Here is a 26,684-nt window from a genome sequence, read left to right on the forward strand (position 1 = left end):
TCAAATCCCTGCTGCGGGCCAAGACCGAACGCACCATCCCCGCCCTCTGGGGAGCTGTTGGAGCAATCGTCGACCTCTTCTCGCCGAACGAATGCGCAAACTACTTCAGAGCGGCGGGATATGACCCGGATTAAGCCGGAAACGCTCTAGGTCATGAATTTCATCGGGTCGCCTTGCAGAACGGCGGGACGGACGCTGGCGCGCCGGGCCCGCCGCCGGAATACGATCCGAACTACTACGGCGCCTTTATCTTTCGACCCCGAAACAAGAGCGAGGCAGTCACTCATCACGGCAAATAACTCCCCTCCTTCTCGCTTGAGCCGTGCGCTTTATCCAAAAAGGAGTTCCCCGGTGAACACAGCTAACCTGCAACTCGAAGGTCTGCTCCTTTCTGTCGCCGCCGCGTTTGCTGAATTGAAGCGAAAAGGGGCTTCAGTCCTCCGACTTGGACAACGCTCTCGCTCGTGCCGAGGAGGGAGTGTCGCAGCGCACCACGGAACTTTCGGAAGCCAATGCCGAAGCGATCCAGTTTCCCATTCGCTTTCTAAGGGAAGCGCTTCGCGAACCCCATGGCAGTCTGGATTATGATTGCCGCGACTCTCGGTGAACGATGGGAGACTGTCTTTCGCCATCAGTCGCCTGAGCCAGGTCCGGCCGATTTTGGGGTCGCGAACCAGGGTTATTTCGAGCGCGTTTTCTCGCGCGCTTCGCTCAGTGACCCGGCGCGCCTGAGAAAGGCGAGTGTCATCACCGCCACGGCCCCGGCAAGCGCCCCGGCGAAAGTGGGCGCGAGCGATCTCTTTGACCCCGCTAGACGTCTCTTTGCCGCCGAAACTTCCGAAGATGCTTGCAAGCGAGCTGCAAGAGATTTGGACGGCGTCCTGGAGGCGAGATAACCGGCTAAGGCGGCTATGAAAGCGCTGAGAAGGAGAACGCCGGAAACGGCGAGGCTGGCGGCGACAAGCCCCCACCGTAGTGCGAGAAACGTGTAAAGGGCATCCACCGCGTAAGCCGCGGCGAAAAGCCCGAGCAGACCGCTTGCGGCCCCGAGGCCATAAACGATCGCTCTTCGTTTGATGGCCGCCGTCGCGGCCCCCGTGAGCTGGGCGATAAGCGCCCCCACCGCCTATTTCGCCGCCCAGAAGCCGAAGACCACGCCAGCCGCTGCGGCCCACGCCAGCGCACGCAGGGGACGGGCCCTCACCTCCTCGATCACAAGCCGCTGCAACTCACTAACCTGCTCACCCGCAGCCTCGGTCATCCGGTCCGTATCGATGCCGACGGACTTCAGGTCGGACACAGCCTGGCCTGCGGATTCCCCGCCTTCCCTGGATGCCTTCGAGCGCGATCCGGCGCCGCCAGCGGCCGTCCGTTCGGTTTCATTGTTGTCTGCCATCTCGCTCTCCCGCCATTTCGTGCAAGTGTATCCGATGCGGTTTCAACCGGCCCGGCAGGCGGCGGTTCCGCTCCAAATCGAATCCTATCCCATGATCTCAGCGGCTTCCGGTTTACCGTGATGGGTCTGACTTGCCCGCCTTGTTATCGGCGGCATCCGCTCCCCGCAGCCCAATCGGTTGAGGGGGCCCCTTTGTGGTGTCGCGCATCGTCTGGCGCTCGGCTTCGGAATTCAGTTCGGCCCCGACAAGGATGATGGTGGCTGACAGCCACATCCACATGAGAAGGGCGATGACGGCGCCGAGCGTGCCGTATGTCTTGTTGTAGTCCTCGAAGCTGGCGGCGTACCAGGAGAACAGGATCGATCCTATCAACCACGCGACGCTTGCGAATAGGGCACCGGGGCTCACCCATTTCCATTGGGCATCATCGCGGCTCGGCCCATAGCGGTAGAGGGCCGCCAGGCCAACCATCAACAGCACGATCAAGGCTGGCCAGCGTCCGAGCCACAGAAGCCATCCCACGGCCTTCCCCAGATGGACGCGGTCGAGGATCACCGGAATGGCTGCGACCGCGCCGATCGCAAGAACCGCGAAAACAAGAATTCCGATCGTGAAGGCCAACGAGGTCAAATTCAGTCGGATGAGGCTGCGCTTCTCGTGCTCGCCGTAGGCGACGTTCAGGGCATCGAAGGCGGCTTTGACGCCCGCATTGGCGCTCCAGGCTGAAAGCGCGAGCCCGATCACGAAAGCAAACCCGAGCTTGGTGTCGTTACCGCTCGTGATTCGTGTGATCTGGTCGCGAACAACCTCGATGGCCCCGCTTGGCATAACGCCCTGCGCAGCAGAGAGCTGTTCGGCGACAGTTCCCGGATCGGCTACCAGACCGTACAGCGATACGAAGGCCGTGATCGCCGGAAAGATGGCCAGCAACCCGTAAAATGTCACACCTGCTGCAACCGCCAGGACCCTGTCGGTGCTCACCTCGCCGTATGTCCGCCAGAGGATGTCGCGCCAGCCGGGCGGAGGAATATCGGTCGGCGCTTCCGCGTCGACGCCTTCGCCAGATCCTCCGCCTTCACGATTTCGAGGACGGCCCGGGCCCGCGATCAGCGAGAATGCTCCCGCCGCGATCATCGCGGCAGCCGTACCCGTGGAGATCGTCAATGCGACCTGTTTCAATAAGACCGGAATTCGCACGTCACCGCCCCAAATTCGGGCAACCGCGCCGGGAGGGGAAAGGTTGCATCCCCGGGAAACTTTCGCGCCTCCAGACTCGCGTCAGGCCGGACGCCGCCCAGGCGATGATGAGGCCTACGGCCACAAAGAAGGTAATCGGCTTGCCCGTCCAACTCATTCTCTTGAACCGCACGGGCCGTGGCGAGCGCCTGGACCGAGGTGCGCCATGTCGAGCTACGATCACATTCTTCACAAGAACAGCCAAGCTTCTCTCTTCACGCGCGTGGCCATTTTTCGACCGGTTGCGCTCGCTTCGCCGGGCGCGCTCTGCGATGCTTCTGATCGCCATCGGGCTTTCTCTCTTAGGCGCGCTCGCCTTCCGGGAGCGATCATTTCCTGGCGGTGCGAGCCTGGCGATCAGCGCCGTGACGCTCCTGGTTCTTCCTATTCTGCAAGCAACCCAAAACCGCGACGGCGCCGCTCTACAGGCCAAGATCGGCGAACTGATCAAGGCATATGACGGCGCTCGCAACTCGCTGATCGGCATTGAGGAAGCACGAAGCCTTCGAACTTATTCCTAATGGCAACGCTTGAGGCATCACAAGGGGTCGACGCCAACCCATTTCGGGAAGGCACTTGGTCTTTTGCGCCGTCAGGCGCAGCCCACTTTTCATACGGCAGCGCGGCTCTCCCGAGCCCAAACCCGCCGAGCAGGAATGACCAGACCCGGGAATAAGCGGTACGGTTGAAAGGCGCCCCATGGCAAAAACACTGGACTGCCTGATCATTGGAGGAGGTCCCGCCGGACTGACCGCAGCGATCTACCTGGCGCGCTTTCATCTCTCCGTGGCAGTCGCCGACGACGGCAACAGCCGGGCGCGGCAAATCCCCTGCACGCACAACCAGGCCGGTTTTCCGGACGGCATCGCCGGGGTTGATTTACTGAATCGCATGCGTGATCACGCATTGAAATACGGCGCCAGCCTGATCGGAGCGCGCGTCGATGGATTGGCGGTGAGCGCGGCCGGTTTCGAGGCCCGCGGTCGCGAGAGCATCGCTTGTGCCCGAACCGTCCTTCTGGCCACCGGGGTCACCAACAGACGGCCGGAGATATCCGAGGCAACGCACGCGGAAGCGTTGCGCGAAGGACGATTGCGCTATTGTCCGGTGTGCGATGGCTTTGAAGTAACCGACCAGAATGTCGCGGTCATCGGCCGCGGCCCTCGCGCCCTGACCGAGTGTACATTTCTCAGGTCCTTCACCGTCCGGATCACGCTGATCATCGAGGAGGACTCGGCTATGGCTGCCCAGGATATCGACCGTGCCCGAGCGCTAGGCATTGCGATCGTCCGCGGGTATCCGAGCGATTTTGCCCTGGGCAGCACCGGCATTCATGTCACCGTGGGCCAACGGCGAATGACCTTCGACACCGTTTATCCGGCTCTGGGCTCGGAGATACATTCGGAGCTGGCGGGAGCGCTCGGCGCCGATTTGACGGACGAGGGATGCATCAAGGTTGATGCCCACCAGAGGACGAGCATCCGAGGTCTCTACGCCGCCGGTGACGTCGTTGTCGGGTTGGACCAGATTAGTCATGCGATGGGAGAGGCTGGCGTCGCGGCCACGACGATCCGCAATGATCTGGCAGCCGCCGCCCCGATCCTGCGCTGATTGGGGGAATGCCGTCCGCTCCCCCCTGTGGTACTGGACTTGGGGCATTCGACTTCAAAAGAAGCCCATTCCGCCTCGAGGAGACTTCCCGCAAGCAAGCCGCCAAAACGAGCAGAGCGCGTGATCGGTTCGCTCGCGGGTTTCGAAAAGGCGACCATCCTCTTGCGTGCCAGCGGCTCTCCCAAGATGCCGCTTGCGGGAAAGTGCCCGCGTGAGGATCGCGGCGTGAATGAAAATCGCGTCGCCGAATCCAATGAAGTGGTCCGACAGCGTCACTCCCGGGATGGCGGCGAACGTCCATAGCGTCACAACTGCGAGGGGAATGAACAGCAGGACCGCAGTTACCAGCCCGGGATTGTAGCGCCGCAATGCAATGGCCTGGCAATAGCAGGCATTTTGAGCAAGCTCAGATAGACCGCGATAAGGTGGAACCCGATATGGACGGTGGCCGCGAGCACGAAGGCAGTGGCACGACCCCAGACGCCGTTGACGTTGACGGGTCATGACCTCATTGCCGCCGCCGACCTCAATGCGGCAGGCCTAGTCGGAGCCGAAGACCTCGGCGACGTCTTTCAAGGGTGTCCCCGCGACCCGTCGGCCGCCCTCCCAAATGGTCGAGATCTTTCCACACCGCATGGAACCAAAGGTGTCGATCGCAATTCTTCGCGAAACTGCGGAGGAAGCAACATGTCGCAACCCACGGACAAAACTGTTGGCCAGCCCAAACGCGCGACCGATAGTCGACCCCGCCCGGGCTCCGAAACTCCCGAGCTCAAGCCGCCCAAACACTCGGAGGTTCCCTCGTCCGAGGATGGCGAACGCAAGCCGTCGTCTTCCTCGAATCCGATCAACCCGCGCCGCCCGATCGGAAAGAGCTAGGCAACGCGGTCCTCGCGGCCGACGATTTGGCGGCAGAACCCCGTCGTCTAGTTTGTCGTCGGCTGGCCGGGCTATCGAGACACGATCCGGCGCGCTGATGATGCGCTTCGCACATGGACGACCGTTCAGAGGGAACCTGCCGACGGCCGGCGTGTTCGTCTTCACATCGCGACGACTTCAAGATCGAGGCCGTCAGGCGCCCATTCCAACGAAGGAGGATGCCATGCCTGCGAAATCAGCCGCTCAGCAGAAGGCCGCCGGCGCCGCACTCGCCGCCAAGCGCGGGGACATCAAGGAGAGCGAACTCAAGGGCGCATCGAAATCAATGGAGAAATCGATGAGCGAGAGCGAACTCGAGAAGATGGCGTCGACCAAGCGCAAGGGTAAGCCCGAGCACAAGAGCAAGCACTGACTCGCCGGGTTTTCGAGGAGGCAGGGATGACGTCACGCTTCGAACCGCCTTTCCCGGAACAGCAGCAACCCATGCCGGGACGGACCGACGCCATGACGCCGCGGCCGGACCATGGCGAGGAAAGCTATGTCGGCTCCGGCCGCCTCAAGGGCAAGCGCGCCATCATCACCGGCGGTGATAGCGGTATCGGGCGGGCTGTCGCCATCGCGTTCGCGCGGGAAGGCGCTGACGTCCTGATCTCCTACTTGACCGAGGACGAGGACGCCGATGAAACTTGCGGCTGGGTTGAGCGGGCCGGACGGAAAGCCGTTCTGGTGTCTGGCGACATCCAGGAATCCGACCATTGCCGCCAGATCGTCGACCGGGCCGTGGCCGAATTCGGCCGCATCGACATCCTCGTCAACAACGCCGCCCATCAGGCGAGCTTCAAGGAAATCGGCGACATATCCGATGAAGAATGGCGACTCACCTTCGCGGTGAACATCCATGCGATGTTCTACCTGACCAAGGCCGCCGTCCCGCACATGCAGCCTGGCTCCTGCATCATCAACACGGCCTCGGTTAACGCCGACAAGCCCAATCCGACCTTGCTCGCCTATGCCACGACCAAGGGCGCGATCCAGAACTTCACCGGCGGTCTCGCACAATTGCTGGCTGAGAAGGGTATCCGGGCCAATGCCGTCGCGCCCGGGCCGATCTGGACGCCGCTGATCCCCTCGACGATGACGGGAGAGAGCGTCACGCAATTCGGCAAGCAGGTTCCGATGAAGCGGCCGGGACAACCGGCGGAACTGGCGACGGCCTATGTGATGCTGGCGGATCCGCTCTCGAGCTACGTCTCAGGGGCTACCATCGCCGTCACCGGCGGGCATCCGATCCTGTAGTGGCACGCGGCTCAATTGTCGTTGAGCTTCCCGAGAGCCCACCGGTTCCGCTGAAGGTCAGTTTTGTTCACGATTGGACCGTGGCGATAGGGAAAGCCCGAATAATCAAGCCATGCAATAGCCGCGGGAAGGAACCATGCCATTCTCATCGCTGAATGATCCGGTCGACCTGGCCCGCACCCAGGCTGCACTGGAAGCGGCCTGGAACGAAGTCGGGCCGAAGGAGATCATCGTCGCCTATAATGTCGAGTGCCTGCCCAAATAACCCGACCGCTCAGGTCGCGTCTTGACGGAGGGGGCGCATGTTGCAGATTGAACTGTTCGCCGAGGGCATCGTGATTCTGGCGCCTCATGGCCCCCTCGACAAGGCGGATTTCGAACGGTTGTCCGGCGTCGTCGACCCCTACATCAAGGCAAACGGGGTACTCAAAGGGCTCATGGTCGATGCCGCGTCCTTTCCCGGCTGGGAGGACATCGGCGCGCTGGTCTCCCACCTCAAATTCGTCATGGGCCATCATAGCAAGGTCGCGCGTGTGGCGATCGTCTCGGACAGCGAGCTCTTGAAGTTCGCTCCCCACGTCGCGAAGCATTTCGTGGCGGCCGACATCAAACGGTTTCCGGCAAATGAGAAAGCCAACGCCTTGGCCTGGCTGAGGGGAGATCCGGATTAGGGCCTTTGCGGGGATGAGTGATTTCGGCGAAAGACGTGCTCCGGTGCCTCTTTTGCCAAAGCGAGCTGTCCTTGAGGACAATACGCTGAAGCAGCCCAATGTGCTGGTGTGCTCGCCGAACGCCGTGGGGAGGCCCGACAGCACGTTAAGAGCCTTGCCCTCGCAACGGATGGGGCCGTGAGAGTATTCCGCAGGCGCATGCGAGCTTCTTGCCGAGATAGGCCTAACTCATGTGCTGGGTGCCTGGCTTGCCCTAGGCCTAGCTTTTTTGATCCCTTTCAGCCGGGCGGCCGACCCGCTCAAGATCGTAGCGGCGACCATCCAGTCCGATACTATTATCGGAGCGTGGACGCTGTGTAATTTCTTATTCAATTGCCCACCGAAGCGAACTTTCAAGGGAAGAGAGTCTGAGACCTCAATAATACCGGCGATACCCCATCCAGGGGCCATAGTACGTCCGATGCCATCCGTAATACGGGCGCGCGTAGTAAATCGGTCGGGCATAGTAGCGGGGGGCATAATAAACTCGAGGCCGGTAATAGTACCCGTAAGCGGGATACCGATACGCATAGCTGTAGGCCGGATAGCCATAGCCATATCCATACCCGTATGCGGGTGCCGTTGCAGCAGCAGTGGCCAAACCTCCTAATAGCGCTCCGCCGATAAGCCCGGCCGCGATCGCGCCGCCGCCACAACAGCCGTAACGATAATAGCCGCCGTGGTACCCCCAGCCGCCGCCACGCCAATACTGTGCGTTGGCCACACAGACGCTGCCCGTCAAGATTAGAGCGGCGCTGGCCAGGGTTGCGAGTTTCCTCATGACAACCTCCACCAATTGCTGGGCGGCCGGAGGCTAGGGTCATCTCCAGGCTCTCGCCCTGCCGCGGCGACCGTAACCTGCGACGAGGAACTTACACCCTATTCACATCGGTTGCCAAACTTGCCTACTGTGCTTTGCTAATCGAACAGCGTCTTTGTGATGGACCGCGGACTGGCTTCGAAAAGCTCGCTTCGTGGCGATCAAATGGGGTCCGCTTTCCACCCATTGCGAGACGCCGGGAGCCCGCCAAGATGGTGGCCCGCTTCCTCCATGCTCCTGGCGTCTGGCACGATCCTGACGTCTTGGTCGAGATCGCACCTGGCATCATCGTCTGGGACATCGGCATGCGGATGCTGACGCCCCGCGAGCTCGCCAGGCTGTCGGCGCTGTTCGTGTTGGGCTTGTTACGGGCAGATGGGTTTCTACTGCTGCTGGGGGTGAGTCTTGCGCAGGCAGCGGTGCTAGCGCCCGTCACGACTCTGGCCGACGCGCTGGCATCTCGCCACGGAGCAAAAGCGGCCGGGCCGGGGAATGGGGGTTTCGAGTATGGCTGGGTGCGCGGCGCCGGCTCGGCGGCGTTCGTCGTCGGAACCTTGATCGCCGGACAAGTGGTCAGCGTCACGGGGCTTGCATCCGCCGTGCTGCTTCATTCCGGGTTGCTCCTTGCCGCTGCCCTGGTAACCTCGCTTTCTATCAAGGACGGACCGGAGCCTGAGGAGGGTGCCGAGCCGGCGACGGCAGCCGCCGCGGATTATCGCGTGCTGCTGCACCTGCCGTTGTTTCGCCGCCTGCTTTTGGTCGCGGCGCTGGTGCTCGGTAGCCATGCGATGCACGACGCCTTCGCCGTCATCCGCTGGAACGCGGCCGGCATCGGCCCCGGCCTGGCAAGCGTTCTTTGGTCCCTCTCGGTCGCGTCGGAGGTGGTCGTCTTCTGGCTGATCGGGCCGCGGCTGCTGGCCCGTGCGGGGCCAGCCGGCGCTGCAGCCATTGCCGCGGCAGCGGGCGTCCTTCGCTGGATCGTCATGGCGATCAGCGCCGACCGGTTGGCGCTCGCTGTCGTGCAGCCGTTGCACGGTTTGACCTTCGCGCTGCTCCATCTCGCCTGCATGCGACTTCTGGTCCGGGTCGTACCCGCCCGTCTGGCGGCTACCGGCCAGGCGATCTATGCATTCGCCGCGGCGTCGGCGACCGGCCTTACGACGTTGGCGTCCGGCTCCCTCTATGCGCATTTCCGCGCTCACGCGTTTTTCGCGATGGCCGTGCTCTGCGCCGCTGCGTTGCCTTTGACAGCTGGGTTGCGGGAACGCGAACGGTTCTGACCGAAGGGCGAGGCCCCCGAGGTCATTGAACCGAAGCGGCTCCGGGCGCGTTGCCATCCCGAGGCGATTTCCCCTGGTTCGGGGCATTCAAAGGACGACAGTCGATGCGGATTGCTCAGGTGGCTCCCTTGGCGGAGGCCGTGCCGCCGCGGCTCTATGGCGGAACGGAACGGGTTGTATCTTGGCTGACGGAGGAGCTCGTCCGGCAGGGGCAGGATGTGACCCTTTTCGCGAGCGGCGATTCCCGCAGCCGCGCCAGGCTCGTCCGGGCTGTGCCCGAAGCACTGCGCCTCGCGGGCATTCGGGACCACACGGCTAGCACGTTGGTGATGCTGGAGGAGGTTCTGCGGCGGGCCGATGAATTCGACGTCATACATTTCCATGTCGACCTGCTTCAATTCCCACTCTTCAAGAACCTTTTTCCGAAATGCGTCACGACCTTGCACGGGCGCCTCGACCTCCCGGACTTTCATCCAATCTACCGGGCCTTCCCCGATATGCCGCTGGTTTCGATTTCGGACGCTCAGCGGCGGCACATGCCGCCGGTGAATTGGGTATCCACCATCCACCATGGCTTGCCCGAACAGCTTCATCGCTTCAGATGCGAGCGCGGCGCATACCTTGCTTTTCTGGGGCGCATTTCGCCGGAGAAGCGACCAGACCGGGCGATCGAGGTCGCCAAGCTGAGCGGCATGCCTTTGAAGATCGCAGCCAAGGTCGATGCGAACGATCGCGATTATTTCGATTGCACGATCCGGCCGCTGCTCGACCATCCCTTGGTCGAATTCATCGGCGAGATTGACGACATGCGGAAGGATGAATTTCTCGGGGGAGCATCGGCGCTGCTGTTTCCGATCGACTGGCCCGAGCCTTTCGGACTGGTTATGATCGAAGCGATGGCGATCGGAACGCCGGTAATCGCCTGGGCGGAGGGTTCCGTCCCCGAAGTGATCGATCAAGGCGTTTCCGGCGTCATTGTGACCTCGATCGACGAAGCGGTCGAGGCAGCAACCCGGATCGGCAGGCTGGATCGCCGGGCCGTGCGGGAGTGCTTCGAGATGCGCTTTACGGCAGCGCGCATGGCAGCCGACTACATCGATACCTTTGACGCGCTGTGCTGCCGCCCTGTGGCGAAGCCAGCGTCCGCCTTGACCGCTATTCTGTCGCCGGGCGGTGACCTCCCTGGCTTCGAGGGCAGCGTGGGACTGTCGCAGCTGCAATCCCCAAGAACCGAGGCAGGCGCCATGTCCGAGAGCATTCGTAAGATCGGACAGGACCTGGGTCCGGCAGAATCTATGGTCCGAGTATGAGATCGAGGCTACGACGTCGTTGACGGACCATGCCCTGCGCAATCTCAAACACGGCGATGCCTTTGCCGTGCTCGATGCGCATGACAATATCGGGACTTTAAGCGACACTCGAGGGCCTGTATTTCCGCGGCACGCGTTTCCTGTCCCGCCTCGAACTACGCGTGGAAGGCAATCGGCCCTTCACCCGCTATTGCGGGACGATCGATGCGACCCCGCTTGTCGTCATGCTGCACGGCGCTAAGCTGCTTCATCGCGCGAAAAGGCCCACCGTCATCGCCGGCGGCCCTTTCAACGAAGCGTAGGCCAATCGCTAAACCGCTGTCTGAACGCGAAGGTTCTCGTCGCGATGCTCGCCGCCGAGCGTGGCGGCCCAGGGAGCGGCAGCCGCGCCGACGAGCAGAGCCGCAGCCGTGAGGAAGGCGGTCAACACGGCCATCTTTCGCGCACGCTCCGCAGCTTGCTTGGCCGTTTCCTTGGCCTGCGAGAGCTTCGCATAGGCGTCGTTGATACGCTTCTGCGCATCCTGTTCGCTGATGCCCAAGCGCGCCGCCAGCCGCGATGCCATTGAACGAAGACCCGAGAGGCCTCGTCGCGCTCCTGGGCCGTCGGCGGCTGCTGGCCGTTCGCGCGCATGATGTTGTAGAGCGGCATCGCGAGCGGGTCGACGTTCTGGGAGACCAGCGATGCCATGCCCGAACTTGCATTGGCGACGCCGCTGGCTGCCGTCTTGGCGCCACCGAACAGCGACGAGGTCGCGACGACGGTGATCAGAAGAGCTCCGGTCACCCAGACAAGCAGACCGTGCGTCGCGTCGCGCACCTTGTGCTCCTCGGCATTCGCATCGAAGCTCGGGTGACGCATCCGCCCGGCCGAGTCGCCGCCGGCCATCGTTGCCGAAGCCATGACCCAGAGCGCCCAGAGAGCACCGGCAATCGCCAGGGCCGTCGCGCTCGAACTCCTCTCGAAATCGGCGGAGGCCATCGACAGGCCGATCGCCGAACCGAATACCGTCATGATGGTCGAAATCGCGGTTGCGATCACCGCACCGCCGATGATCGCACCCCATTGTACATAGGAGCGATTATCCTTGCTGACGCTCACCGGAGCGACAACGACATCCGTGCCGGATAGGGACTTGGCAAATTCCTACCGCAGACCGAGGAACGACAGGATTGCCAGGACCACGACAATAAGTCCCACGATATAGATAACGCCGTTCATTGCGACCTCCAATATGCCGGAGCAACACCGCCTGAGAGCAATCAGTTCCGCTGCGAGACAAAACAGTAAGCTCCGCCAGCCGGTCCGGCGACGGAGCGAATGCTGGCCAGCGACGGTGGCGATGGTAGCGGCGGTGTCGGCGGGCGGTAGTAGTCATGTGGCGGATCGCGCCTGTGGCGCCAGTACGATCTCGGACCTCGATCGCGAGAGTGCGGCGGCGGGCAGCGGCGCACGGGCCTGTCGTGATAATGATACTCGGCGAACTCGCCGTCAGTTGCGTCGAGCTTTGAAGTTATCTCGGGCGAAAGTGCCGCAGAGCTCGCCGGCCGAATGGCGAGAGCGCTACCGCTGCTCACGGCCATCGAGCGATCGAACAGTGTCAGCAGAAACTCATCGGGCAAAGCGGGCGCGGGACTTGCTACGATCCTCGTCATCTTCGGCGACGACATCGGCCAGTCCAATATCAGCGCTTACACCTTCGGCGTGATGGGCTACACGACGCCGAACATCGACCGGATTGCCAGCGAGGGCATGAAGTTCACGGACTACTATGCCGAGAACTCATGCACGGCCGGACGGTCGTCCTTCATCACCGGGCAAACGCCGAAGCGGACAGGACTCTCCAAGGTCGGCGTGCCAGGGGCCACCGTTGGTCTTCAGGCCAAGGACGTCACCATCGCACAGGCCCTCAAGGCTCGCGGTTACGCCACCGGCCAGTTCGGAAAGAACCATCTCGGCGATCGCGATGAGTATCTGCCAACCAACCACGGCTTCGATGAGTTCTTCGGTAACCTCTATCACCTGAATGCCGAGGAGGAGCCGGAGAATCCGACCTGGCCGAAGGATGATCCTGCCTTCACCAAGATGAACTCTCCCCGCGGCGTGCTGCGGACGTCAGCCGACGGCAAGATCGAGGACACCGGCCCGCTCACCAAAAAGCGGATGGAGACCATCGACGACGAGACCACTGACGCTGCGGTCGACTTCATTCAACGACAGGTGAAGGCGCAGAAGCCGTTCTTCGCCTGGATGAACACCACCCGCATGCACCTCTTCACGCATGTCAGACCATCCATGCTCGGCCAGAGTGGAATGCCCGGCAATTTCTACGCGGATGGCATGATCGAACACGACGGTGATGTCGGTAAGCTTCTCAAGGCTCTCGACGATCTGGGCATCGCGGACAACACCATCGTCATCTACACCACCGACAACGGTCCCAATCGCTGGACATGGCCCGACGCAGCCAATTCCCCCTTCCGGAACGAGAAGGACTCGAACTTCGAGGGCGCCTTCCGCGTCCCGGCGATGGTCCGTTGGCCAGGCAAGATCAAGCCGGGACAGACCTCGACGCAAATGTTCTCCGGTCTTGATTGGTTCCCCACACTTCTCGCGGTGGCGGGCGAACCCGATATCAAGGAGAAGCTGCTGAAGGGTACTGCCATCGGCAATACGACCTTCAAGGTTCACCTGGACGGTTACAACCAGCTTCCCTTCCTCACGGGACAGGAGCCGAAGAGCCGCCGCAACGAGTTCGCCTATTTCAACGATGACGGCGTCCTCGTGGCCTATCGGCTGGGCGACTGGAAAGCCGTCTTCGTCGAGATGAAGCACCCTGGCGGCTTCCAGGTCTGGCAGGAGCCGTTCACACCGCTGCGCGTGCCGAAGCTCTTCCACCTGCGCATGGGTCCTTACGAGCGCGCCGACATCGTGTCGGACCAGTATTTCGACTGGCTCGTCAGGAATGACTTCAAGGTGGCTCAGATGACGTTGAAGGCCGCGGAGTTCCTGCAGACCTTCATCGAATACCCGCCCAGCCAGGAGCCGGCGAGCTTCTCCATCGACCAGATCGCGAGGGACGTCGAGGCCAAGATCAAGGCCAACGCGGCCAAGGCTGCGGCGCCCAAATAGCGCCGACGATCGAGGGGATGCCCGAAAGGGCGTCCCCTTTCCGGTTGGAGAACGCGAACGATGAAGGTCTGCTTGCGGGCGTAGCATTGGAGTCCGCTGCTGGCGCAGGGCGCGCTCCTCGCCGCAGTTTTGGCCAAGAGGCGTGAGAGGGCCATCCGTCTTTGATAGAATTTTCGTGGATGCGGCATCCCAAGAAGGGGATCTGCCATGGATATCCAAGCGCAGAACCAACTACCCCATCAGGCCTGGAACCTCGGCTCTGAAACCAAAGCACATCTGGGCGTTGCGGACGCGGCTTCAGCACGAAGGGCGAACTCGCGATCTCGCCATGTTCAATCTAGCAATCGACAGCAAGCTGCGCGGTTGCGATCTCGTTCGTCTTCGGGTCGGAGATGTCGTCCTCGGAGGGACTGTTCGCCTCCGAACTGCGATTGTTCAACAGAAGACTGGGCGGCCGGTACCATTCGAACTGACGGACTCAGCCCGGGAAGCGCTTACCGCCTGGCTTAGAAAGCGAGGTTCTCGTGAGGACGACTGGCTCTTCCCGAGCCGCAGCCGGCCTGGCAACCATATCACCACGCGCCACGTCTCCTCGACACCTGGGTGGCTCTGATCGGGTTGGATCCGGCGCTCTACGGAACTCACAGTCTCCGCCGAACGAAGGTCGCGTTGATCTATAAGCGCACCGGCAATCTGCGCGCCTGTCAGCTTTTGCTCGGCCATACAAAGCTGGAAAGCACCGTACGCTACCTCGGCATCGAGGTTGACGATGCGCTTCTCCTTTCGGAGCAAACCGACCTATGACACTTGGCACGGCGGGCATCCGCCGTGCCATTTTCACCATTCGGCCAACGACCACCAAGGGTCGGAAGCGGACGTGTCGTCTAAGAACCGCTGACGCCCGCTTTTCGGCAAGGCGCCAATGTCCGCAAATGGCGCAGGCCGACTGTCCACCTATTTTTGCCATCCGTAGGCTAGAAAACGGAATTAATAAGATCGTGTTTCCATCACCTTGTCTGCCTTCTCTTGCATTTCGTCGAGGCATCGCGCGGCTTCTCGTCATGCGCGGCTCCGCGATCTCAACAACTGATCTGAGCTGGTGCGTACAGTGGCTCCAGAGGCTCTTAACGCGACGCCGCGCCTACGTTAATGCTGCAATATCAGGCGGCCCTGCGGTCGGCCGCCGTCTTGGCTTGCCTTGGGAGGCGTCGCGCAATGCGCCTGGACGGATGGGTGTTCTCGGACCTCGTATCGGCTGGGGTAAGGCTGACTAGACGGTCTACCGCTTCGCGCAGCCCTTTCTCCGCCGGGGTTGCGCTTCGCCTCGCCCGCCTGCTGGGATCGACAGCGCTGGCCGGCGCCACCCTCGCCGTGCTGGCACTGCCGCGCGACGCAGCGAGAGCCCAGACTTATGTCGGCGGTGCGCGCGACTTCTGGGACGATCCCGGCGTTTGGGATACATTCGTGGTCCCGAACAGCACCACGGCGCAGGTGCTGCTTCCGGCTCCGCCCATCCAGACCTTGATCGATCTGAACAGCGGGACATTTACGCTGAACAGCCTCACCTATGCTCCCGGCAGCAGCTTCCGCTATGGCATCAGCAATGGCGCGCTGCGCTTCGGCGGTCCGAACGCGACCATCGACGTGCGAGGGGTCGGCGAGAGTATCACGTCCCTTTTGGGGCCGATGAGTATCATAGCGGCAACCGACCTCACTGTGAGCGCGGCAACGGGCAGCCTTCTCTTGATCGAAGGCGGAGCTACGCTTTCAGGGCCTGGCACCCTCATCAAGACCGGGGGCGGCACATTGTTCCTTTCGGGCGCAAATAGCTATAGTGGCGGCACCATCGTCAGGGCCGGCAACTTGAATCTGGGTGGGCAGGACACCCTTGGCACCGGGCCTCTCATAGTCAATGACGGCGTTGTCAGCCTGAACGGCTTCAACCAGAGCGTCAACGGCTTGAGCGGAGCTGGCGGCTTGATCGATCTGGGTTCGGCGACGCTGACCACCACCTGGCCCGCCAGCGCGACCTACGCCGGCGTGATCACCGGCTCCGGGGCGTTCGTGAAGGGCGGCTCCGGCACACAAACGCTCAACGGCACCAACCTCTACACAGGCGGCACCTTGATCAATGCCGGCGTGCTGGCACTGGGGCCGGGCGGCAGCCTTGCCGCGACCGGCGGTGTCAACCTGGCCGGCGCGGGCGCGATCTTCGACATCAGCGGATCGGGTGCGAACCAGACGATCGGGGCTTTAACGGGGGTGGCGGGCACCAGCGTCGCCCTTGGCGCTCATATGCTGAGCTTGGGCGATGGAGGGAACCAGACCTTCAGCGGGGTCATCGGCGGCTCGGGCGGCATCGTCAAGCAGGGCGTGGGCACGCTGACGCTGAGTGGTGTGAACACCTACACTGGCGGTACGACAATCAATGCCGGCACCCTGGCACTCGGCGCGGGGGGCCGACTTGCGGCAGGCTCCGCACTCTCGCTCGCCGGGGCCAGCGCCGCTTTCGACATCAGCCTCGCAGGCAGCAACCAAGCCATCGGCTCGCTGTCTGGTGTTGCCGGCAGCACCATCGCGCTCGGCTTCAACACGCTGACCTTCGGCAACGCGAACGACCAGATTTTCGCGGGAACGATCAACGGTACCGGTGGTATCACCAAGCAGGGCACGGGCATGCAGACGCTGTCCGGCGTCAGTACCTATGCCGGCACCACATTGGTTTCGGCCGGCGAGCTCCGTGTCGACGGCGCGCTTAACGGCTCGGGGCCGCTGTCCGTGGCAGCCGGTGCGACGCTGTCCGGCACTGGCAGCATTGCTGGAGCCGTGACCGTCAACGGCACCCTATCGGCGGGCCATAGTCCTGGCACGCTGACGGTCGGCTCGCTTGCACTGAATGGCGGCTCGACCTCGGTCTTCGAGCTGAATTCGCCGGGCGTGGTCGGCGGCAGCGATCCCGTCGTCGGCAACGACCTCGTCAAGGTCACCGGCAGTCTCACGCTCGGCGGCGCCCTTGATGCGCGTGCGGCGGCAGCCGGCTATTATCGGCTGTTCGACTATGGCGGCACGCTCGCGGGCAGCTTCGTCAGCCAGAGTGTGACCTCGACCCGGAGCGGTTTCGCCATCGCCAGAGCGCGGGTCGAGACGGCGACGGCAGGACAGGTCAACCTCGCCGTCTTCGGCACCGGCCAGACCATGCAGTTCTGGGACGGCACGAACGCGATCGGCAACGGCACCGTCGACGGCGGGGCCGGCACCTGGGCTACCTTTGGCACCAACTGGACCAATAGCGCCGGCAGCGCCAACGCCGGCTGGGGCGGGTCGGTCGGCGTCTTCGCCGGCGCCGCCGGCGGCGCGGTCAGCGCTGCCGGCACGATGAGTTTCGACACCCTGCAATTCTCGGCCAACGACTACGCGCTGAGCGGCGGCACGCTTTCGATCCTGCCCGCGAGCGGCTCGTCCGGCACCTTCAACGTCGATAACGGCGTCACCGCCAGCATCGCCTCGACCATCGCGGACGGCGTTGGCACGGCCGTCGCCAAGGTCGGCAACGGCAGGCTCGTGCTCTCCGGCAGCAACAGTTACAGCGGCGGCACGGCGATCGAAGGCGGCGTGCTCCAGATCTCCGCCGATGCCAATCTCGGAGCTGCCTCCGGCGGCTTGAGCCTTAACGGCGGCACCCTCGCAACCACGGCCAGCTTCGCCTCGCTTCGTCCGGTGGCGCTCGACGGCGCCGGCAGTTTCGACGTTGCGACAGGCACACAGCTCGAACTGGGCGGTGCTGTCTCCGGGACGGGCAGCCTGACCAAGCTCGGTGCCGGCACGCAGATCCTGACTGGCACCAACAGCTACACGGGCGGTACGACGATCAGCGCCGGCGTCCTGCAGATCGGCAATGGCGGCACCACCGGCTCGATCATCGGCAACGTCGTCAACAATCGCACGCTTGCCTTCAACCGCTCTGACAATATCACCTTCACCGGCACCATTTCGGGCGGCGGCGACGTGCAGAAGTTGGGGGCCGGGTCGCTCACCCTGACCGGTACTAACACCTATGGTGGCACGCTGATCCAGGCCGGCACGCTGATAGGCTCGGCGACGAGCTTCGGCCTCGGTCCCATCCACAACAACGCCGCGCTGGTCTTCGACCAGCCAGGCGACGGAACCTTCGTCCGAGCGATCAACGGCACCGGCACCCTCACCAAGCGCGGGGCGGGCAATCTCAACCTGACCGGCGACGGCAATCTGGGCGGGTCCACCACCGTCGAAGCGGGCAAGCTCTCGGTGAATGCTTCGTTCGCGAACTCGGCCGTGACCGTGATCTCGGGCGCAGCGCTCGGCGGCAGCGGCACGGTCGGCTCCACCACGATCCAATCGGGGGCGACCATTGCCCCGGGCAATTCGATCGGCACCCTCAACGTCAACGGCAACCTGACGCTGGCGCCCGGCTCAACCTATGAGGCTGAGATCGCCGGCAACGGCACCTCCGACCGCATTGCGGTGACCGGAAGCGCCATCGTCACGGGCAGCCATGTCGGCGTGACCGCGCTCGATCCGCAGACCAGCTACGTCAACGGCCAGCGCTACACGCTCCTGACCGCGACCGGCGGCGTCTCGGGCACCGCGCCCAGCGCGGTCTCGCGCTCGGCCTTCCTCGACCTCAGCGTCGACCAGCAGCCGAACCAGGTCGACCTCATCATCGCGGTCAAGGGCACGTCGCCGGTGACGCCCTCCGATCCGGTGACGCCACCCGCTCCGCCGCCTTCCATCTTCCAGGCCGTGGCGGAGACGCGCAACCAGTTCGCGACCGCCGTCGCACTGAACACGCTGCCACAGGCGGGCGGAATGCTCGCGCTCTACAACAGCCTTCTGGCGCTCGATGCGCCCTCGGCAAGGGCAGCCTTCGACACGCTCTCCGGCGAGATCCACGCCTCGGCGAAAACGGCGTTGATCGACGAGAGCTGGTTCATGCGCAATGCGATGAACGACCGGCTGCGCTCGGCCTTCGGCTCGGTCGGCGCACAGTCCGTGGCGACGATGAGCTACGGTTCCACCGCTGATCTCGCTCCGGCCGTGACGGGCCCGATGCCGACGCTGAGGTCCGATCGCTTCGCCATCTGGGGCCAGGGCTATGGCGGTTGGGGCACGACAGACAGTGATCGCAACGCGGCCGCATTAAACCGCTCGACCGGCGGATTCCTGATCGGCACCGACGCCGCCGTGTTCGAAGCGCTGCGCTTTGGGCTCGTCGCCGGCTACAGCCGCTCCGAATTTGACGTGAAGGGCAGGCAGTCCTCGGGCGAGAGCGACAACTACCATTTCGGCCTCTATGGCGGCGGGCAGTGGGGGGCACTCAGCCTGCGCACCGGCGCAAGCTATAGCTGGCACGACATGAGGACCGGCCGCACCGTCGCGTTCTCGGGCTTCGGCGACGATCCGCGCGCCGACTACGACGCCGGCACGGCGCAAATCTTCGGCGAGCTCGGCTATCGCATCGATCTGGGTCAGGTCGCGCTCGAGCCCTTCGCCGGCCTCGCCTATGTCAACCTGCACACGGACAGCTTCCGCGAGGCCGGCCGCGCCGCGGCGCTCTCCAGCCGTGGCGACGACACCAATGTGGGGTCCTCGACGCTCGGCCTGCGCGCCGCGACCAGCCTTGACCTGTTGAACATGGGCCTGACCCTGCGTGGCGGATTGGCCTGGCGCCACGCCTTTGGCGATCTCGACCCGATCGCAACCCTGGCCTTCGCCGGCAGCAACCCGTTCTCGGTCGCTGGCGTCCCGATCGCGAAGAACGCCGCCCTGATCGAGACGGGGCTCGATTTGGCCATCGGCCAAAGCGCCTCCCTCGGCCTCTCCTATACCGGCCAGCTCGCCCAGGAGTCCCAGGACCACGCCTTCAAGGGCGTGCTCGCCGTTAAATTCTGAGGGTACCGGGGGGCGCCGCAGCCGGCCTGCTTAAGGTGCGACAGGAGAGTCGTTTTCGGTCGGGCCGTTTTAGCGTTCTAGAGGTCCGGTTTCGGGCGATGAGCTAAGTTCCGCTGTTGGCGCGACGTTGCCTCGAGGCCCTCTGGATGACTCGCGACCAGTGTACGTTGGAATCTGCCCTTGCTCGGGCTTCCTCGCGTTCGTGACCGTCAACGCCAACTCTAGCAGCACGCAGCCGACTCCGGCGATGAACAGCGGACCGAGCTCGTCGCCGAACATCAGCGCCGCCGCCCCAACGCCGATGATGGGCTGGAGGTACTGGATGCTGGCCGCGACGCGAGCCGGCAGGACGCGCAATAGATGCAGCCACAGGAACAGGCCGAGCACCGTGACCATTACGCCAAGATAGACGGCCGCCCCGACGCCCATCCCCGTTTCGAGGCGGGCTAGGGAAGATCGCGGTACCTACCGTTCCGATGCCAGTCCAGACAGCGTAAGCAGTGCCGATGGGCAGGCTTTTGAGTGAGACGGCCAGAATAACCATGCTCAGTATTATACAAGCGATAGTTGCTACAGACGGAATAAGCTTGGTAAATCCATCCGTGTATTTTAACTGGATCGCCCAGAATGCCTCCAGAATTCCGGCGAATATGAGAATAATCCAAGACACCATTCACCTCAATTCCGATTTTGCGTCGAATTCGATTCGACTTCGGCGGAATATTTATTACAAACGCGGTGAATTCAATTTTGGATCGGGATTCGCTCCGGCCAAATCTCAAGCTAAATCGGACAAATACGGCAGTCCATCGCTTTACACGTATGTAGAAGACCCGCCTCGCTGATCGGTGCATTCAACACAGGTTGAGGCTGTACCCTCCGCCGGCCGGCGGGCTGCTCCCTCGTTGCCACGTCAGACCGGCTTGCTGGGATGCAGCTCGGTTACACGCTGCCTGTCGCTGGGAGCGCGTTTCGCAGCGACCGGCTTTAGTCGACGAAGCGCACAGGCACGCCTGGTTTGACCAAGTCGGCCAGCTCCTCGGCATCCCAGTTCGTCAGCCTTATGCAGCCGTGCGAGGTTGTCTTGCTGACTTTCGAGGGCTCAGGCGTGCCATGGATGCCAAAGGTCGGTTTCGAAAGTGCGACCCAGACTGAGCCTACAGGGCCGTTCCGCCCCGGGGGCAGGGTCAACTTTTTGCGGTTGCTCCCCTGCTGAAAGTTCTTTTCTGGATCGTAGGTGTAGTCAGGATTTCGCACCACTCGGATGACCGTGTGCTCGCCGCTCGGTGAGGGAGTCTCTTCGCTCCCTATCGTCGCGGGATAACTCGCGAGGATGCGATTATCAGCTCCATAAACGGTCACCATGCCCGTTGACTTGACCGCCTCGATGCGCGTTGCCGCCCCCTTCTGGATGTCTCGCCCCGGCGATGCGACATGCATCTCGCTGCCCGCTGTTGTCATCCGTACCTTAGGGTTCAGCGCGACAAGCAATACCTCGCTCATATGGAAGCGCTCGGCAAACATCTCTTTGGCGGAGGTGTAGGAAAGCCGCCTCAGCTTCGCTTGGCGGGAGTAGTCGCGAGGAAGCCGTTTGACAAACCGATAGCGCGCGTCCGCCTTCGCAATCTCGTAAGGCACGATCACGTCGGTGATTGCGTCGCCCCCGAGCACTCGGCGCGCGCGCCTTGCGGGAACGCAGAGTGGCGCATCTGCCCTTTATCGGCGGTTTGATTGCGGCCGTGGGGCTTATATGGCTGGGCTTCCTGCCGTCGCAGGCGGACTATCTCGGTGACGTCCTCGGACCGACGCTGCTGATCGGCTGCGGCACGGGCCTCTTGATCGCCAGCGCGGTTCATGCTGCCATCGCCGGCATCCAGCCTGCCGATACCGGACTTGCCTCGGGCCTGCTCAATACCTCGCGTCAGATCGGCGGCGCGCTCGGCATCGCCGGCTTCGGGGCGCTGGCGCATGCCGTTGCCGGGAACCACAGCGGGGATGCGGCCGCGGAAGCCGCCATGCTCGCGGGCCATCACGCCGCCTTCTTCGCCACCGGCGTCGTCAGCGCGCTCACCGGCCTGCTGTCGCTGATGCTGCGGCACGACCAGTCCTGAGCCGCGCGTCGCGTGGCGGTCGCGTCACTGATGATTAATGTAGGGGCGTCCGGGCTGAAATCACCTCGTGTCCAGCGATCCGCTGCACGGCATTGACCAACTCAAGGTCGAAGATCGGTCCGTAGTCCGGGCCAGTCACCGCACGAAGCTCCAGGCGTCCTTCGTCCGTTTCTAGGGTTTTGATCTGCTCGGCTCGATTGACAGACAGACCATACTACAGATTGATCCCCGCCAGCGCGGCAGGAAGCTGGCGCAGATACGCAGCGGGGGGCGCCCACGAGACTGGAAAGTTGACCGAAGCTCCGGTGCCACGGTGCGATGGGCCTATCGGCGCCGGGTAGAATGAGCTCCAAGTGTTCGGAACGGCCGTGATCGGCTTCGACGCGGATCGCAGCGTTCTCAATCATTCGCGTGCGGCTCCGGTCGGACCGCCTGAGGACGGCGCCGCCAGGTTGATCGAGGGAAAGAAATCGCTGGTCATCGGGCCGCGAGAACCACTCTGACGAAACACGACCGACCCACTCGCCGCGCGTAAGGTCTCCTTGAAACCGCCGCTTATCTCCATGGCAGGCCGCGGAAGCCTCTCTTCAGGCTTTACCCGTCACAGAAGCCCCGCTTCGCTCTCACTTTCCAGATGACCTAGGGGGAGGCTTCGCCAACCAGATATGTCGTCTGCTGCTTGACAGCTCTCTAGACTCGCAACATATCAAGTTGCATGAGAAGAGATAGCCGATTATCGGGCGTTCTGCACGTCCTCCTTCACATGGCCGAGCAGCAGGGCCCGACCACATCTGAGGTCTTGGCTCGGGCCATGGACACGAACCCTGTCGTGATCCGAAGAATCATGGGGGGGCTTCGCGACGGAGGCTATGTCCGATCGGAGAAGGGGCATGGCGGAGGCTGGACTATAGCCCGCAACCTCAACGAGGTAACGCTTCGCGACATTTACGATGCTCTCGGGAGGCCCGAACTCCTGGCGATGGGCAATCGTACCGAGGCTCCGGGGTGTCTCGTCGAGCAGGCGGTCAATGCCGCTCTCGGCGACGCCTTCGACGAAGCTGAAGCACTTCTCCTTCGTCGTTTCGGTGACATTTCCCTCGCCACTCTAAGTGCGGATTTTCACAAGCGGCTCGCGGCATGGGGCGGATCGCCAACGCTGGAGACAAGTCATGCAACATGATGCGATCATCATCGGAGGTAGCTTTGCCGGTCTCGCTGCCGCAACCTATCTTGGGCGGGCGCGGCGAAGCGTGTGCGTGATTGACGCGGGCGAGCCGCGTAATCGCTTCGCTGAGGCTTCCCACGGCTTCCTTGGCTTCGACGGCAGCAATCCGCAGTCGATTCTGGCGAGCGCGCGTGATCAGATCGCTGCGTATCCTAGCGTGGCGATGATCAGCGCGGAGGCGATCGAAGGGCATACGCAGGAGGATGGCTTCACCGTTGTATTATCCGGTGGCAAGGAAATCTCAGCGCGCAAGTTGATCCTGGCGTTTGGCCTTCGCGATAGCCTCGAGCCGATCCCGGGCCTGCGGGAGCGCTGGGGTAAGACGGTGCTGCATTGCCCTTATTGCCATGGTTTCGAGTTCAGCGAACAACCGCTGGGGGTCCTTTTCCGCACGCCAATGTCGGCTCATCAAGCGTATCTCGTCGCAGAGTGGGGCCCGACGACCCTGTTCCTCAATGGCGCCGATCTCGATCCCAAGACCGCAGGATTGCTCTCCGCCCGTGGGGTAAGGGTAGAGGCACGAAGGGTCGTCAGACTCGTTGGCGAGGACGGTTCACTGACTGCCGTCGAGCTGGACGGTGGAGACCAGATACGCTTGGCTGCCCTGTACGTCGCGCCGCAGTCCGAATTGTCGAGCGCAATCGCGCGACAATTCGGCGTCGCTATCGATGAAGGGCCTATCGGCCCAATAATTCGGACGGACTCAGACAAGATGACCACGGTGCCTGGCCTTTATGCCGCCGGAGACATTGCCCGCGCTCCGCATAGTGTGAGCTGGGCCGTCGCTGACGGTGTGACGGCAGGAACGGCGGCTCATCGCGCGCTCGTGTTCGGGTGAGTGCGGATCTCGTTGAAAGCCATTCTCGATTGGGCCGGACTGCGATCTGCGCGAAGCGCTGCGCGCATCCGAGAGCATTCCTCGGCCCAGCTCGCTGCGAGGCCCCGTCAGGTGCCGGACGCTCGCGTCGCGCCGTCCGCGCGGCAAAACTTGCAAGCCGCCGTCGCGGCTTTTCCGAGGCGACGACGTCAGCTGGCTCGAACCTTCTCCGAGTACAGGTCCGCAAATGTCGCCTGGAGCACGTTCTTCTGGATCTTGCCCATCGCGTTGCGGGGAAGCTCGTCGACGAATACGACGCGCTTCGGCTGCTTGTATTTCGCCAACCGATCGGCCAGGGCCGCTTCCACCCTCGCTTATACTGCAACACCGTGGAAGCTACGATCTCGGCGGCCCTGGGCGGCTGGGGGTTGGCGCGCATCCTATCCTACCAAGGCGCGAAGGCGATCGCCGAAGGGCGGCTCATGCCCGTCTTGGAAGATTTCGAGGAGCCGCCGTTGCCCATCCAGGTGGTTCACGCCGAAGGTCGGAGCGCGTCGGCCAAGACACGCGCGTTCGTGGATTTTGCGGTCGAGAACCTTCGCGCGACGCTGAGGCCGAGCGTTACCGCCTGACGGGTTTGCCCTGCGCTGTGTTTCCCCCCGGCCGCTATCTTGAAATGCGTTCTCGACCGCCCGCGCAACGCCACTCAGGCCCGTGTCTCCAGAGCGCGTTCAGCAGGGCCGGTCGGGTTTCGGGCGACCACCTTGAGCTCGAAGTCGAACCCGGCGAGCCACGTCATGCCGACGGCCGTCCAGGTCGGATATCTGTTTCGGCGAAGTCCTGCTTCACGACCGGGGCGGAGCTGGTCGTCAATGGCGGCTTGACGGCCCGCGGACCCGGTTGCGCGCTGAAGCAAAGCTCGGCTGTTCTTGACGGCGACCGGCGGAGAAGAGCAATCTCGCCAACGCTGCAAGGCGTGCTCGGACTGACGTCCGCCTCTTCGAATCGATCCTCCGGAAGCCGACTGACCGTAATCCATCAGATCCGGTCGTTCGCGATCACTGACACGCGGGTACCAAGCGTGTGATTTTGCCCCACTAGGAGGGGTCTTGGGCGTCAACTCGTCAGGTTTTGCTCCAGAAACGGGCTGGCTCACGATGGCGGTCGGTTTTCGCATTGACATATCGGAAAATATCGATATGGTTAGGATATGGAATTGCTCGAAATATTCAAAGCCCTCTCAAACCGTACACGCCTTGAAATTTTGAAAGGTTTGAAGGATCCCGCGAAGAATTTTCCTCCCCAGGATGAAGGTGACGTCCTGACGGTAGGAGTCTGCGTCAGTAGTATTCAAGAAGGCGTCGGACTGTCGCAGTCAACAGTGTCTGATTACCTTGCAACTCTGCAACGGGCCGGCTTAGTAGAAGTGAGGCGCATCGGTCAGTGGACCTACTACAAGCGAAACGAAGCCACCATCAGTGCTCTCGCCGACATCATAGGGAAAGAATTGTAATTTCTTACCGCGATATATCGAGAATTCTCGATATCCCTTTTTACCGAACCGAGGATCTCTAATGAAAGCGATAACACTCAACTGTTTTGGTGGCCCGGAATCGTTCGAGCTTACAGAAGTACCAAAGCCTGTTCCGCAGGCAGGACAAGTACTGGTGCGCGTATATGCTACGTCGATCAACCCGCTGGACTATCAGGTTCGGCGCGGCGACTATCGCGACTATGTCCCACTCCCGGCCATTACCGGCCATGACGTATCTGGGGTTGTCGAAGCGGTTGGACCCGGCGTGACGGCATTCTCTCCGGGAGACGAAGTCTGGTACACCCCGCAAATTTTTGACGGGCCGGGAAGTTATGCCGAATACCACGTTGCGAATGAAAACATCATCGCAAGGAAACCCGCCTCGCTGAGCCATCTGGAAGCGGCAAGCCTGAGCCTCGTGGGCGGCACGGTGTGGGAGGCCCTCGTCACGCGTATTTCTCTTAGAGTAGGAGAAACCATCCTGATCCACGGCGGTGCCGGAGGGGTTGGTCATGTGGCGATCCAGGTTGCAAAAGCCATCGGTGCGAAGGTGTTCACGACCGTTCGCGAAGACAACTTCGAATTCGCACGAAGTGTTGGCGCTGATGTCGTCATCGACTACAGGAAAGAAGACGTTGTCAGCGCTATCATGCGCGAGACGGATGGTCGCGGAGTCGATGTTGTGTTCGACACCATTGGTGGCGACACATTGTCCAGCAGCCCGAACGTGCTCGCGCAACTTGGCCGCGTTGTCTCGATCGTAGACATCGCACAGCCGCAGAACCTCATCGAAGCGTGGGGCAAGAACGCAAGCTATCACTTCGTTTTCACGAGACAGAACCGCGGCAAGCTTGATGAGCTGACCACGTTGGTGGAGCGCGGTCAGCTACGGCCGCACCTTGGCGCTGTTTATTCGCTCGCTGACATCTCCCTCGCCCATGCCCGGCTTGAGACGCCGAACAACGGTGTCCGGGGTAAAATCGCGATTGCGATCGACCCGTCGGCCAACACTACGCGCGCCAATTCGTAAACATGACCGCTCAATTTAAAGGTCCAGCCATGATTTATGAGATCGCTCTGCTGCCGATTTACAAGGAGAAAATTGAAGCGTTCAGCCAAGCATTCACCGAAGTTCTTCCGTTGCTTAGCCGCGCGCAGGGTTATCGTGGTCACCTTCTGGCGCAGGGAATCGAAACGCCCGAAGTATTCAACCTTATCGTGCGATGGCGATCGCTTGAGGATCACACACTGATCCGCCCCCGCGGAGAGGTCCGATGTGATTGTTAGTGTACGGTTGGCCTCGGCGCTAGCGCGGGCGGCGTAGCCGGTCTGGTTTGCGCAGCCGGCCGCGCGGTCATGGCTGGGATGAAGACCTCTGGCGCGGGAGGCCTGTAGCCG

25 protein-coding genes and 6 pseudogenes are annotated in these 26,684 nt (G+C 62.5%); 20 read left to right on the forward strand and 11 right to left on the reverse strand.

The window, feature by feature from the left end:
- A pseudogene (locus AC1DE3_RS27370) lies at positions 1-134 on the forward strand (IS630 family transposase); the annotation flags it as partial.
- A gap of 992 nt (positions 135-1,126) precedes the next feature.
- Here AC1DE3_RS27370 and AC1DE3_RS27375 read toward each other — a convergent pair.
- Positions 1,127-1,396 (reverse strand): hypothetical protein, encoded by a 270-nt coding sequence (locus tag AC1DE3_RS27375; RefSeq protein WP_476798023.1) that lies wholly within the window; start codon positions 1,394-1,396, stop codon positions 1,127-1,129.
- A gap of 112 nt (positions 1,397-1,508) precedes the next feature.
- Positions 1,509-2,576 carry a YihY/virulence factor BrkB family protein gene (locus AC1DE3_RS27380; protein WP_476852957.1) on the reverse strand — a complete coding sequence of 356 codons (1,068 nt, stop codon included), beginning with the start codon at positions 2,574-2,576 and terminating at the stop codon, positions 1,509-1,511.
- A 329-nt stretch (positions 2,577-2,905) separates the two neighbouring features.
- Between AC1DE3_RS27380 and AC1DE3_RS27385 the strand changes: the two genes are divergently transcribed.
- A complete protein-coding gene (locus AC1DE3_RS27385) occupies positions 2,906-3,154 on the forward strand; it encodes a low affinity iron permease family protein (RefSeq protein ID WP_476798025.1) in 249 nt (82 codons plus the stop codon).
- 178 nt (positions 3,155-3,332) lie between these two features.
- Positions 3,333-4,244 (forward strand): NAD(P)/FAD-dependent oxidoreductase, encoded by a 912-nt coding sequence (locus AC1DE3_RS27390; protein WP_441514471.1) that lies wholly within the window; start codon positions 3,333-3,335, stop codon positions 4,242-4,244.
- 54 nt (positions 4,245-4,298) lie between these two features.
- On the opposite strand, the gene AC1DE3_RS27395 is transcribed toward AC1DE3_RS27390, so the two are convergent.
- Entirely contained in the window at positions 4,299-4,748 is a 450-nt protein-coding gene (locus AC1DE3_RS27395) for an HXXEE domain-containing protein (RefSeq protein ID WP_476852958.1), read from the reverse strand.
- Positions 4,749-5,346: 598 nt separating this feature from the next.
- Here AC1DE3_RS27395 and AC1DE3_RS27400 point away from each other — a divergent pair.
- The 7 genes from AC1DE3_RS27400 to AC1DE3_RS27430 all read left to right on the forward strand — a co-directional run bounded on the left by AC1DE3_RS27400 (position 5,347) and on the right by AC1DE3_RS27430 (position 10,841).
- Positions 5,347-5,535: a DUF3008 family protein gene (locus AC1DE3_RS27400; protein ID WP_441514473.1), complete on the forward strand. Its 189-nt coding sequence runs from the start codon at positions 5,347-5,349 to the stop codon at positions 5,533-5,535.
- 26 nt (positions 5,536-5,561) lie between these two features.
- Positions 5,562-6,419: an SDR family oxidoreductase gene (locus tag AC1DE3_RS27405; protein ID WP_476798026.1), complete on the forward strand. Its 858-nt coding sequence runs from the start codon at positions 5,562-5,564 to the stop codon at positions 6,417-6,419.
- 136 nt (positions 6,420-6,555) lie between these two features.
- Positions 6,556-6,684, forward strand: coding sequence for a hypothetical protein (locus AC1DE3_RS27410; RefSeq protein ID WP_441514475.1), 129 nt, complete (start codon positions 6,556-6,558; stop codon positions 6,682-6,684).
- Between the two features lie 37 nt (positions 6,685-6,721).
- Entirely contained in the window at positions 6,722-7,090 is a 369-nt protein-coding gene (locus AC1DE3_RS27415) for a SpoIIAA family protein (protein WP_441514476.1), read from the forward strand.
- A 1,071-nt stretch (positions 7,091-8,161) separates the two neighbouring features.
- A complete protein-coding gene (locus tag AC1DE3_RS27420) occupies positions 8,162-9,229 on the forward strand; it encodes an MFS transporter (protein WP_476798027.1) in 1,068 nt (355 codons plus the stop codon).
- Between the two features lie 104 nt (positions 9,230-9,333).
- Entirely contained in the window at positions 9,334-10,539 is a 1,206-nt protein-coding gene (locus tag AC1DE3_RS27425; RefSeq protein ID WP_476798028.1) for a glycosyltransferase family 4 protein, read from the forward strand.
- 140 nt (positions 10,540-10,679) lie between these two features.
- Positions 10,680-10,841, forward strand: a complete 162-nt coding sequence (locus tag AC1DE3_RS27430; RefSeq protein ID WP_476798041.1) for a hypothetical protein — start codon at positions 10,680-10,682, stop codon at positions 10,839-10,841.
- Positions 10,842-10,849: 8 nt separating this feature from the next.
- Here the strand turns inward: AC1DE3_RS27430 and AC1DE3_RS27435 are convergent, their stop codons facing one another.
- Together AC1DE3_RS27435 and AC1DE3_RS27440 are read right to left on the reverse strand one after the other, a co-directional pair.
- On the reverse strand, positions 10,850-10,975 hold the full coding sequence (locus AC1DE3_RS27435) for a hypothetical protein (protein ID WP_441514477.1): 126 nt from the start codon (positions 10,973-10,975) through the stop codon (positions 10,850-10,852).
- Positions 10,963-11,640: a hypothetical protein gene (locus AC1DE3_RS27440; protein WP_476798029.1), complete on the reverse strand. Its 678-nt coding sequence runs from the start codon at positions 11,638-11,640 to the stop codon at positions 10,963-10,965. The genes AC1DE3_RS27435 and AC1DE3_RS27440 overlap by 13 nt, the downstream gene beginning before the upstream one ends.
- Before the next feature lie 450 nt (positions 11,641-12,090).
- On the opposite strand from AC1DE3_RS27440, the gene AC1DE3_RS27445 reads away from it, so the two are divergent.
- The 3 genes and pseudogenes from AC1DE3_RS27445 (at position 12,091) to AC1DE3_RS27455 (ending at position 19,599) form a co-directional block, all read left to right on the forward strand.
- Positions 12,091-13,671 (forward strand): arylsulfatase, encoded by a 1,581-nt coding sequence (locus AC1DE3_RS27445; protein WP_476798030.1) that lies wholly within the window; start codon positions 12,091-12,093, stop codon positions 13,669-13,671.
- A gap of 202 nt (positions 13,672-13,873) precedes the next feature.
- Positions 13,874-14,475, forward strand: a pseudogene (locus AC1DE3_RS27450) (tyrosine-type recombinase/integrase).
- A gap of 411 nt (positions 14,476-14,886) precedes the next feature.
- A complete protein-coding gene (locus tag AC1DE3_RS27455) occupies positions 14,887-19,599 on the forward strand; it encodes an autotransporter domain-containing protein (RefSeq protein WP_476798031.1) in 4,713 nt (1,570 codons plus the stop codon).
- Positions 19,600-19,668: 69 nt separating this feature from the next.
- On the opposite strand, the gene AC1DE3_RS27460 is transcribed toward AC1DE3_RS27455, so the two are convergent.
- The 3 genes and pseudogenes from AC1DE3_RS27460 to AC1DE3_RS27470 form a co-directional block, all read right to left on the reverse strand.
- On the reverse strand, positions 19,669-20,028 hold the full coding sequence (locus tag AC1DE3_RS27460) for an EamA family transporter (protein ID WP_476798032.1): 360 nt from the start codon (positions 20,026-20,028) through the stop codon (positions 19,669-19,671).
- Between the two features lie 25 nt (positions 20,029-20,053).
- Positions 20,054-20,269 (reverse strand): annotated as a pseudogene (locus AC1DE3_RS27465) (SMR family transporter); the annotation flags it as partial.
- A 317-nt stretch (positions 20,270-20,586) separates the two neighbouring features.
- Positions 20,587-21,270: a L,D-transpeptidase gene (locus tag AC1DE3_RS27470; protein WP_476798033.1), complete on the reverse strand. Its 684-nt coding sequence runs from the start codon at positions 21,268-21,270 to the stop codon at positions 20,587-20,589.
- 29 nt (positions 21,271-21,299) lie between these two features.
- Between AC1DE3_RS27470 and AC1DE3_RS27475 the strand changes: the two genes are divergently transcribed.
- Complete coding sequence (locus AC1DE3_RS27475) at positions 21,300-21,710, forward strand: hypothetical protein (protein WP_476798034.1); 411 nt, start codon at positions 21,300-21,302, stop codon at positions 21,708-21,710.
- Between the two features lie 67 nt (positions 21,711-21,777).
- On the opposite strand, the pseudogene AC1DE3_RS27480 reads toward AC1DE3_RS27475, so the two are convergent.
- Positions 21,778-22,275: pseudogene (locus AC1DE3_RS27480) on the reverse strand (DUF932 domain-containing protein); the annotation flags it as partial.
- Positions 22,276-22,425: 150 nt separating this feature from the next.
- On the opposite strand from AC1DE3_RS27480, the gene AC1DE3_RS27485 reads away from it, so the two are divergent.
- Both AC1DE3_RS27485 and AC1DE3_RS27490 read left to right on the forward strand, forming a co-directional pair.
- Complete coding sequence (locus AC1DE3_RS27485) at positions 22,426-22,890, forward strand: RrF2 family transcriptional regulator (RefSeq protein ID WP_476798035.1); 465 nt, start codon at positions 22,426-22,428, stop codon at positions 22,888-22,890.
- On the forward strand, positions 22,880-23,773 hold the full coding sequence (locus AC1DE3_RS27490) for an NAD(P)/FAD-dependent oxidoreductase (RefSeq protein ID WP_476852959.1): 894 nt from the start codon (positions 22,880-22,882) through the stop codon (positions 23,771-23,773). Before AC1DE3_RS27485 ends, AC1DE3_RS27490 begins: the two co-directional genes overlap by 11 nt.
- Positions 23,774-23,961: 188 nt before the next feature.
- Here the strand turns inward: AC1DE3_RS27490 and AC1DE3_RS27495 are convergent.
- A pseudogene (locus AC1DE3_RS27495) lies at positions 23,962-24,120 on the reverse strand (AMP-binding enzyme); the annotation flags it as partial.
- A gap of 21 nt (positions 24,121-24,141) precedes the next feature.
- On the opposite strand from AC1DE3_RS27495, the gene AC1DE3_RS27500 reads away from it, so the two are divergent.
- The gene (locus tag AC1DE3_RS27500; protein WP_476798037.1) at positions 24,142-24,384 is read left to right on the forward strand and encodes a LysR substrate-binding domain-containing protein; all 243 of its coding nucleotides are present in this window, start codon (positions 24,142-24,144) and stop codon (positions 24,382-24,384) included.
- Between the two features lie 74 nt (positions 24,385-24,458).
- Here the strand turns inward: AC1DE3_RS27500 and AC1DE3_RS27505 are convergent.
- Positions 24,459-24,575 (reverse strand): annotated as a pseudogene (locus tag AC1DE3_RS27505) (RidA family protein); the annotation flags it as partial.
- A 387-nt stretch (positions 24,576-24,962) separates the two neighbouring features.
- Between AC1DE3_RS27505 and AC1DE3_RS27510 the strand changes: the two are divergent.
- The 3 genes from AC1DE3_RS27510 (at position 24,963) to AC1DE3_RS27520 (ending at position 26,573) form a co-directional block, all read left to right on the forward strand.
- On the forward strand, positions 24,963-25,265 hold the full coding sequence (locus AC1DE3_RS27510) for an ArsR/SmtB family transcription factor (protein ID WP_476798038.1): 303 nt from the start codon (positions 24,963-24,965) through the stop codon (positions 25,263-25,265).
- Between the two features lie 61 nt (positions 25,266-25,326).
- On the forward strand, positions 25,327-26,316 hold the full coding sequence (locus AC1DE3_RS27515) for a zinc-dependent alcohol dehydrogenase family protein (RefSeq protein WP_476798039.1): 990 nt from the start codon (positions 25,327-25,329) through the stop codon (positions 26,314-26,316).
- A 2-nt stretch (positions 26,317-26,318) separates the two neighbouring features.
- Positions 26,319-26,573 carry an antibiotic biosynthesis monooxygenase family protein gene (locus tag AC1DE3_RS27520; RefSeq protein WP_476798040.1) on the forward strand — a complete coding sequence of 85 codons (255 nt, stop codon included), beginning with the start codon at positions 26,319-26,321 and terminating at the stop codon, positions 26,571-26,573.
- Positions 26,574-26,684 lie beyond the last annotated feature (111 nt).

It is taken from the genome of Allobosea sp. 10L417 (assembly GCF_056395485.1).

Coding starts and splice junctions, on each gene's coding strand:
- AC1DE3_RS27415 (WP_441514476.1), top strand. CDS start 6,722: ATGTTGCAGATTGAACTGTTCGCCGAGGGCATCGTGATTCTGGCGCCT.
- AC1DE3_RS27420 (WP_476798027.1), top strand. CDS start 8,162: ATGGTGGCCCGCTTCCTCCATGCTCCTGGCGTCTGGCACGATCCTGAC.
- AC1DE3_RS27490 (WP_476852959.1), top strand. CDS start 22,880: ATGCAACATGATGCGATCATCATCGGAGGTAGCTTTGCCGGTCTCGCT.
- AC1DE3_RS27375 (WP_476798023.1), bottom strand. CDS start 1,396: ATGGCAGACAACAATGAAACCGAACGGACGGCCGCTGGCGGCGCCGGA.
- AC1DE3_RS27425 (WP_476798028.1), top strand. CDS start 9,334: ATGCGGATTGCTCAGGTGGCTCCCTTGGCGGAGGCCGTGCCGCCGCGG.
- AC1DE3_RS27410 (WP_441514475.1), top strand. CDS start 6,556: ATGCCATTCTCATCGCTGAATGATCCGGTCGACCTGGCCCGCACCCAG.
- AC1DE3_RS27395 (WP_476852958.1), bottom strand. CDS start 4,748: ATGACCCGTCAACGTCAACGGCGTCTGGGGTCGTGCCACTGCCTTCGT.
- AC1DE3_RS27400 (WP_441514473.1), top strand. CDS start 5,347: ATGCCTGCGAAATCAGCCGCTCAGCAGAAGGCCGCCGGCGCCGCACTC.
- AC1DE3_RS27510 (WP_476798038.1), top strand. CDS start 24,963: ATGGAATTGCTCGAAATATTCAAAGCCCTCTCAAACCGTACACGCCTT.
- AC1DE3_RS27455 (WP_476798031.1), top strand. CDS start 14,887: ATGCGCCTGGACGGATGGGTGTTCTCGGACCTCGTATCGGCTGGGGTA.
- AC1DE3_RS27460 (WP_476798032.1), bottom strand. CDS start 20,028: ATGGGCGTCGGGGCGGCCGTCTATCTTGGCGTAATGGTCACGGTGCTC.
- AC1DE3_RS27435 (WP_441514477.1), bottom strand. CDS start 10,975: ATGGCCGTGTTGACCGCCTTCCTCACGGCTGCGGCTCTGCTCGTCGGC.
- AC1DE3_RS27405 (WP_476798026.1), top strand. CDS start 5,562: ATGACGTCACGCTTCGAACCGCCTTTCCCGGAACAGCAGCAACCCATG.
- AC1DE3_RS27390 (WP_441514471.1), top strand. CDS start 3,333: ATGGCAAAAACACTGGACTGCCTGATCATTGGAGGAGGTCCCGCCGGA.
- AC1DE3_RS27445 (WP_476798030.1), top strand. CDS start 12,091: ATGGCGAGAGCGCTACCGCTGCTCACGGCCATCGAGCGATCGAACAGT.
- AC1DE3_RS27515 (WP_476798039.1), top strand. CDS start 25,327: ATGAAAGCGATAACACTCAACTGTTTTGGTGGCCCGGAATCGTTCGAG.
- AC1DE3_RS27520 (WP_476798040.1), top strand. CDS start 26,319: ATGACCGCTCAATTTAAAGGTCCAGCCATGATTTATGAGATCGCTCTG.
- AC1DE3_RS27485 (WP_476798035.1), top strand. CDS start 22,426: ATGAGAAGAGATAGCCGATTATCGGGCGTTCTGCACGTCCTCCTTCAC.
- AC1DE3_RS27385 (WP_476798025.1), top strand. CDS start 2,906: ATGCTTCTGATCGCCATCGGGCTTTCTCTCTTAGGCGCGCTCGCCTTC.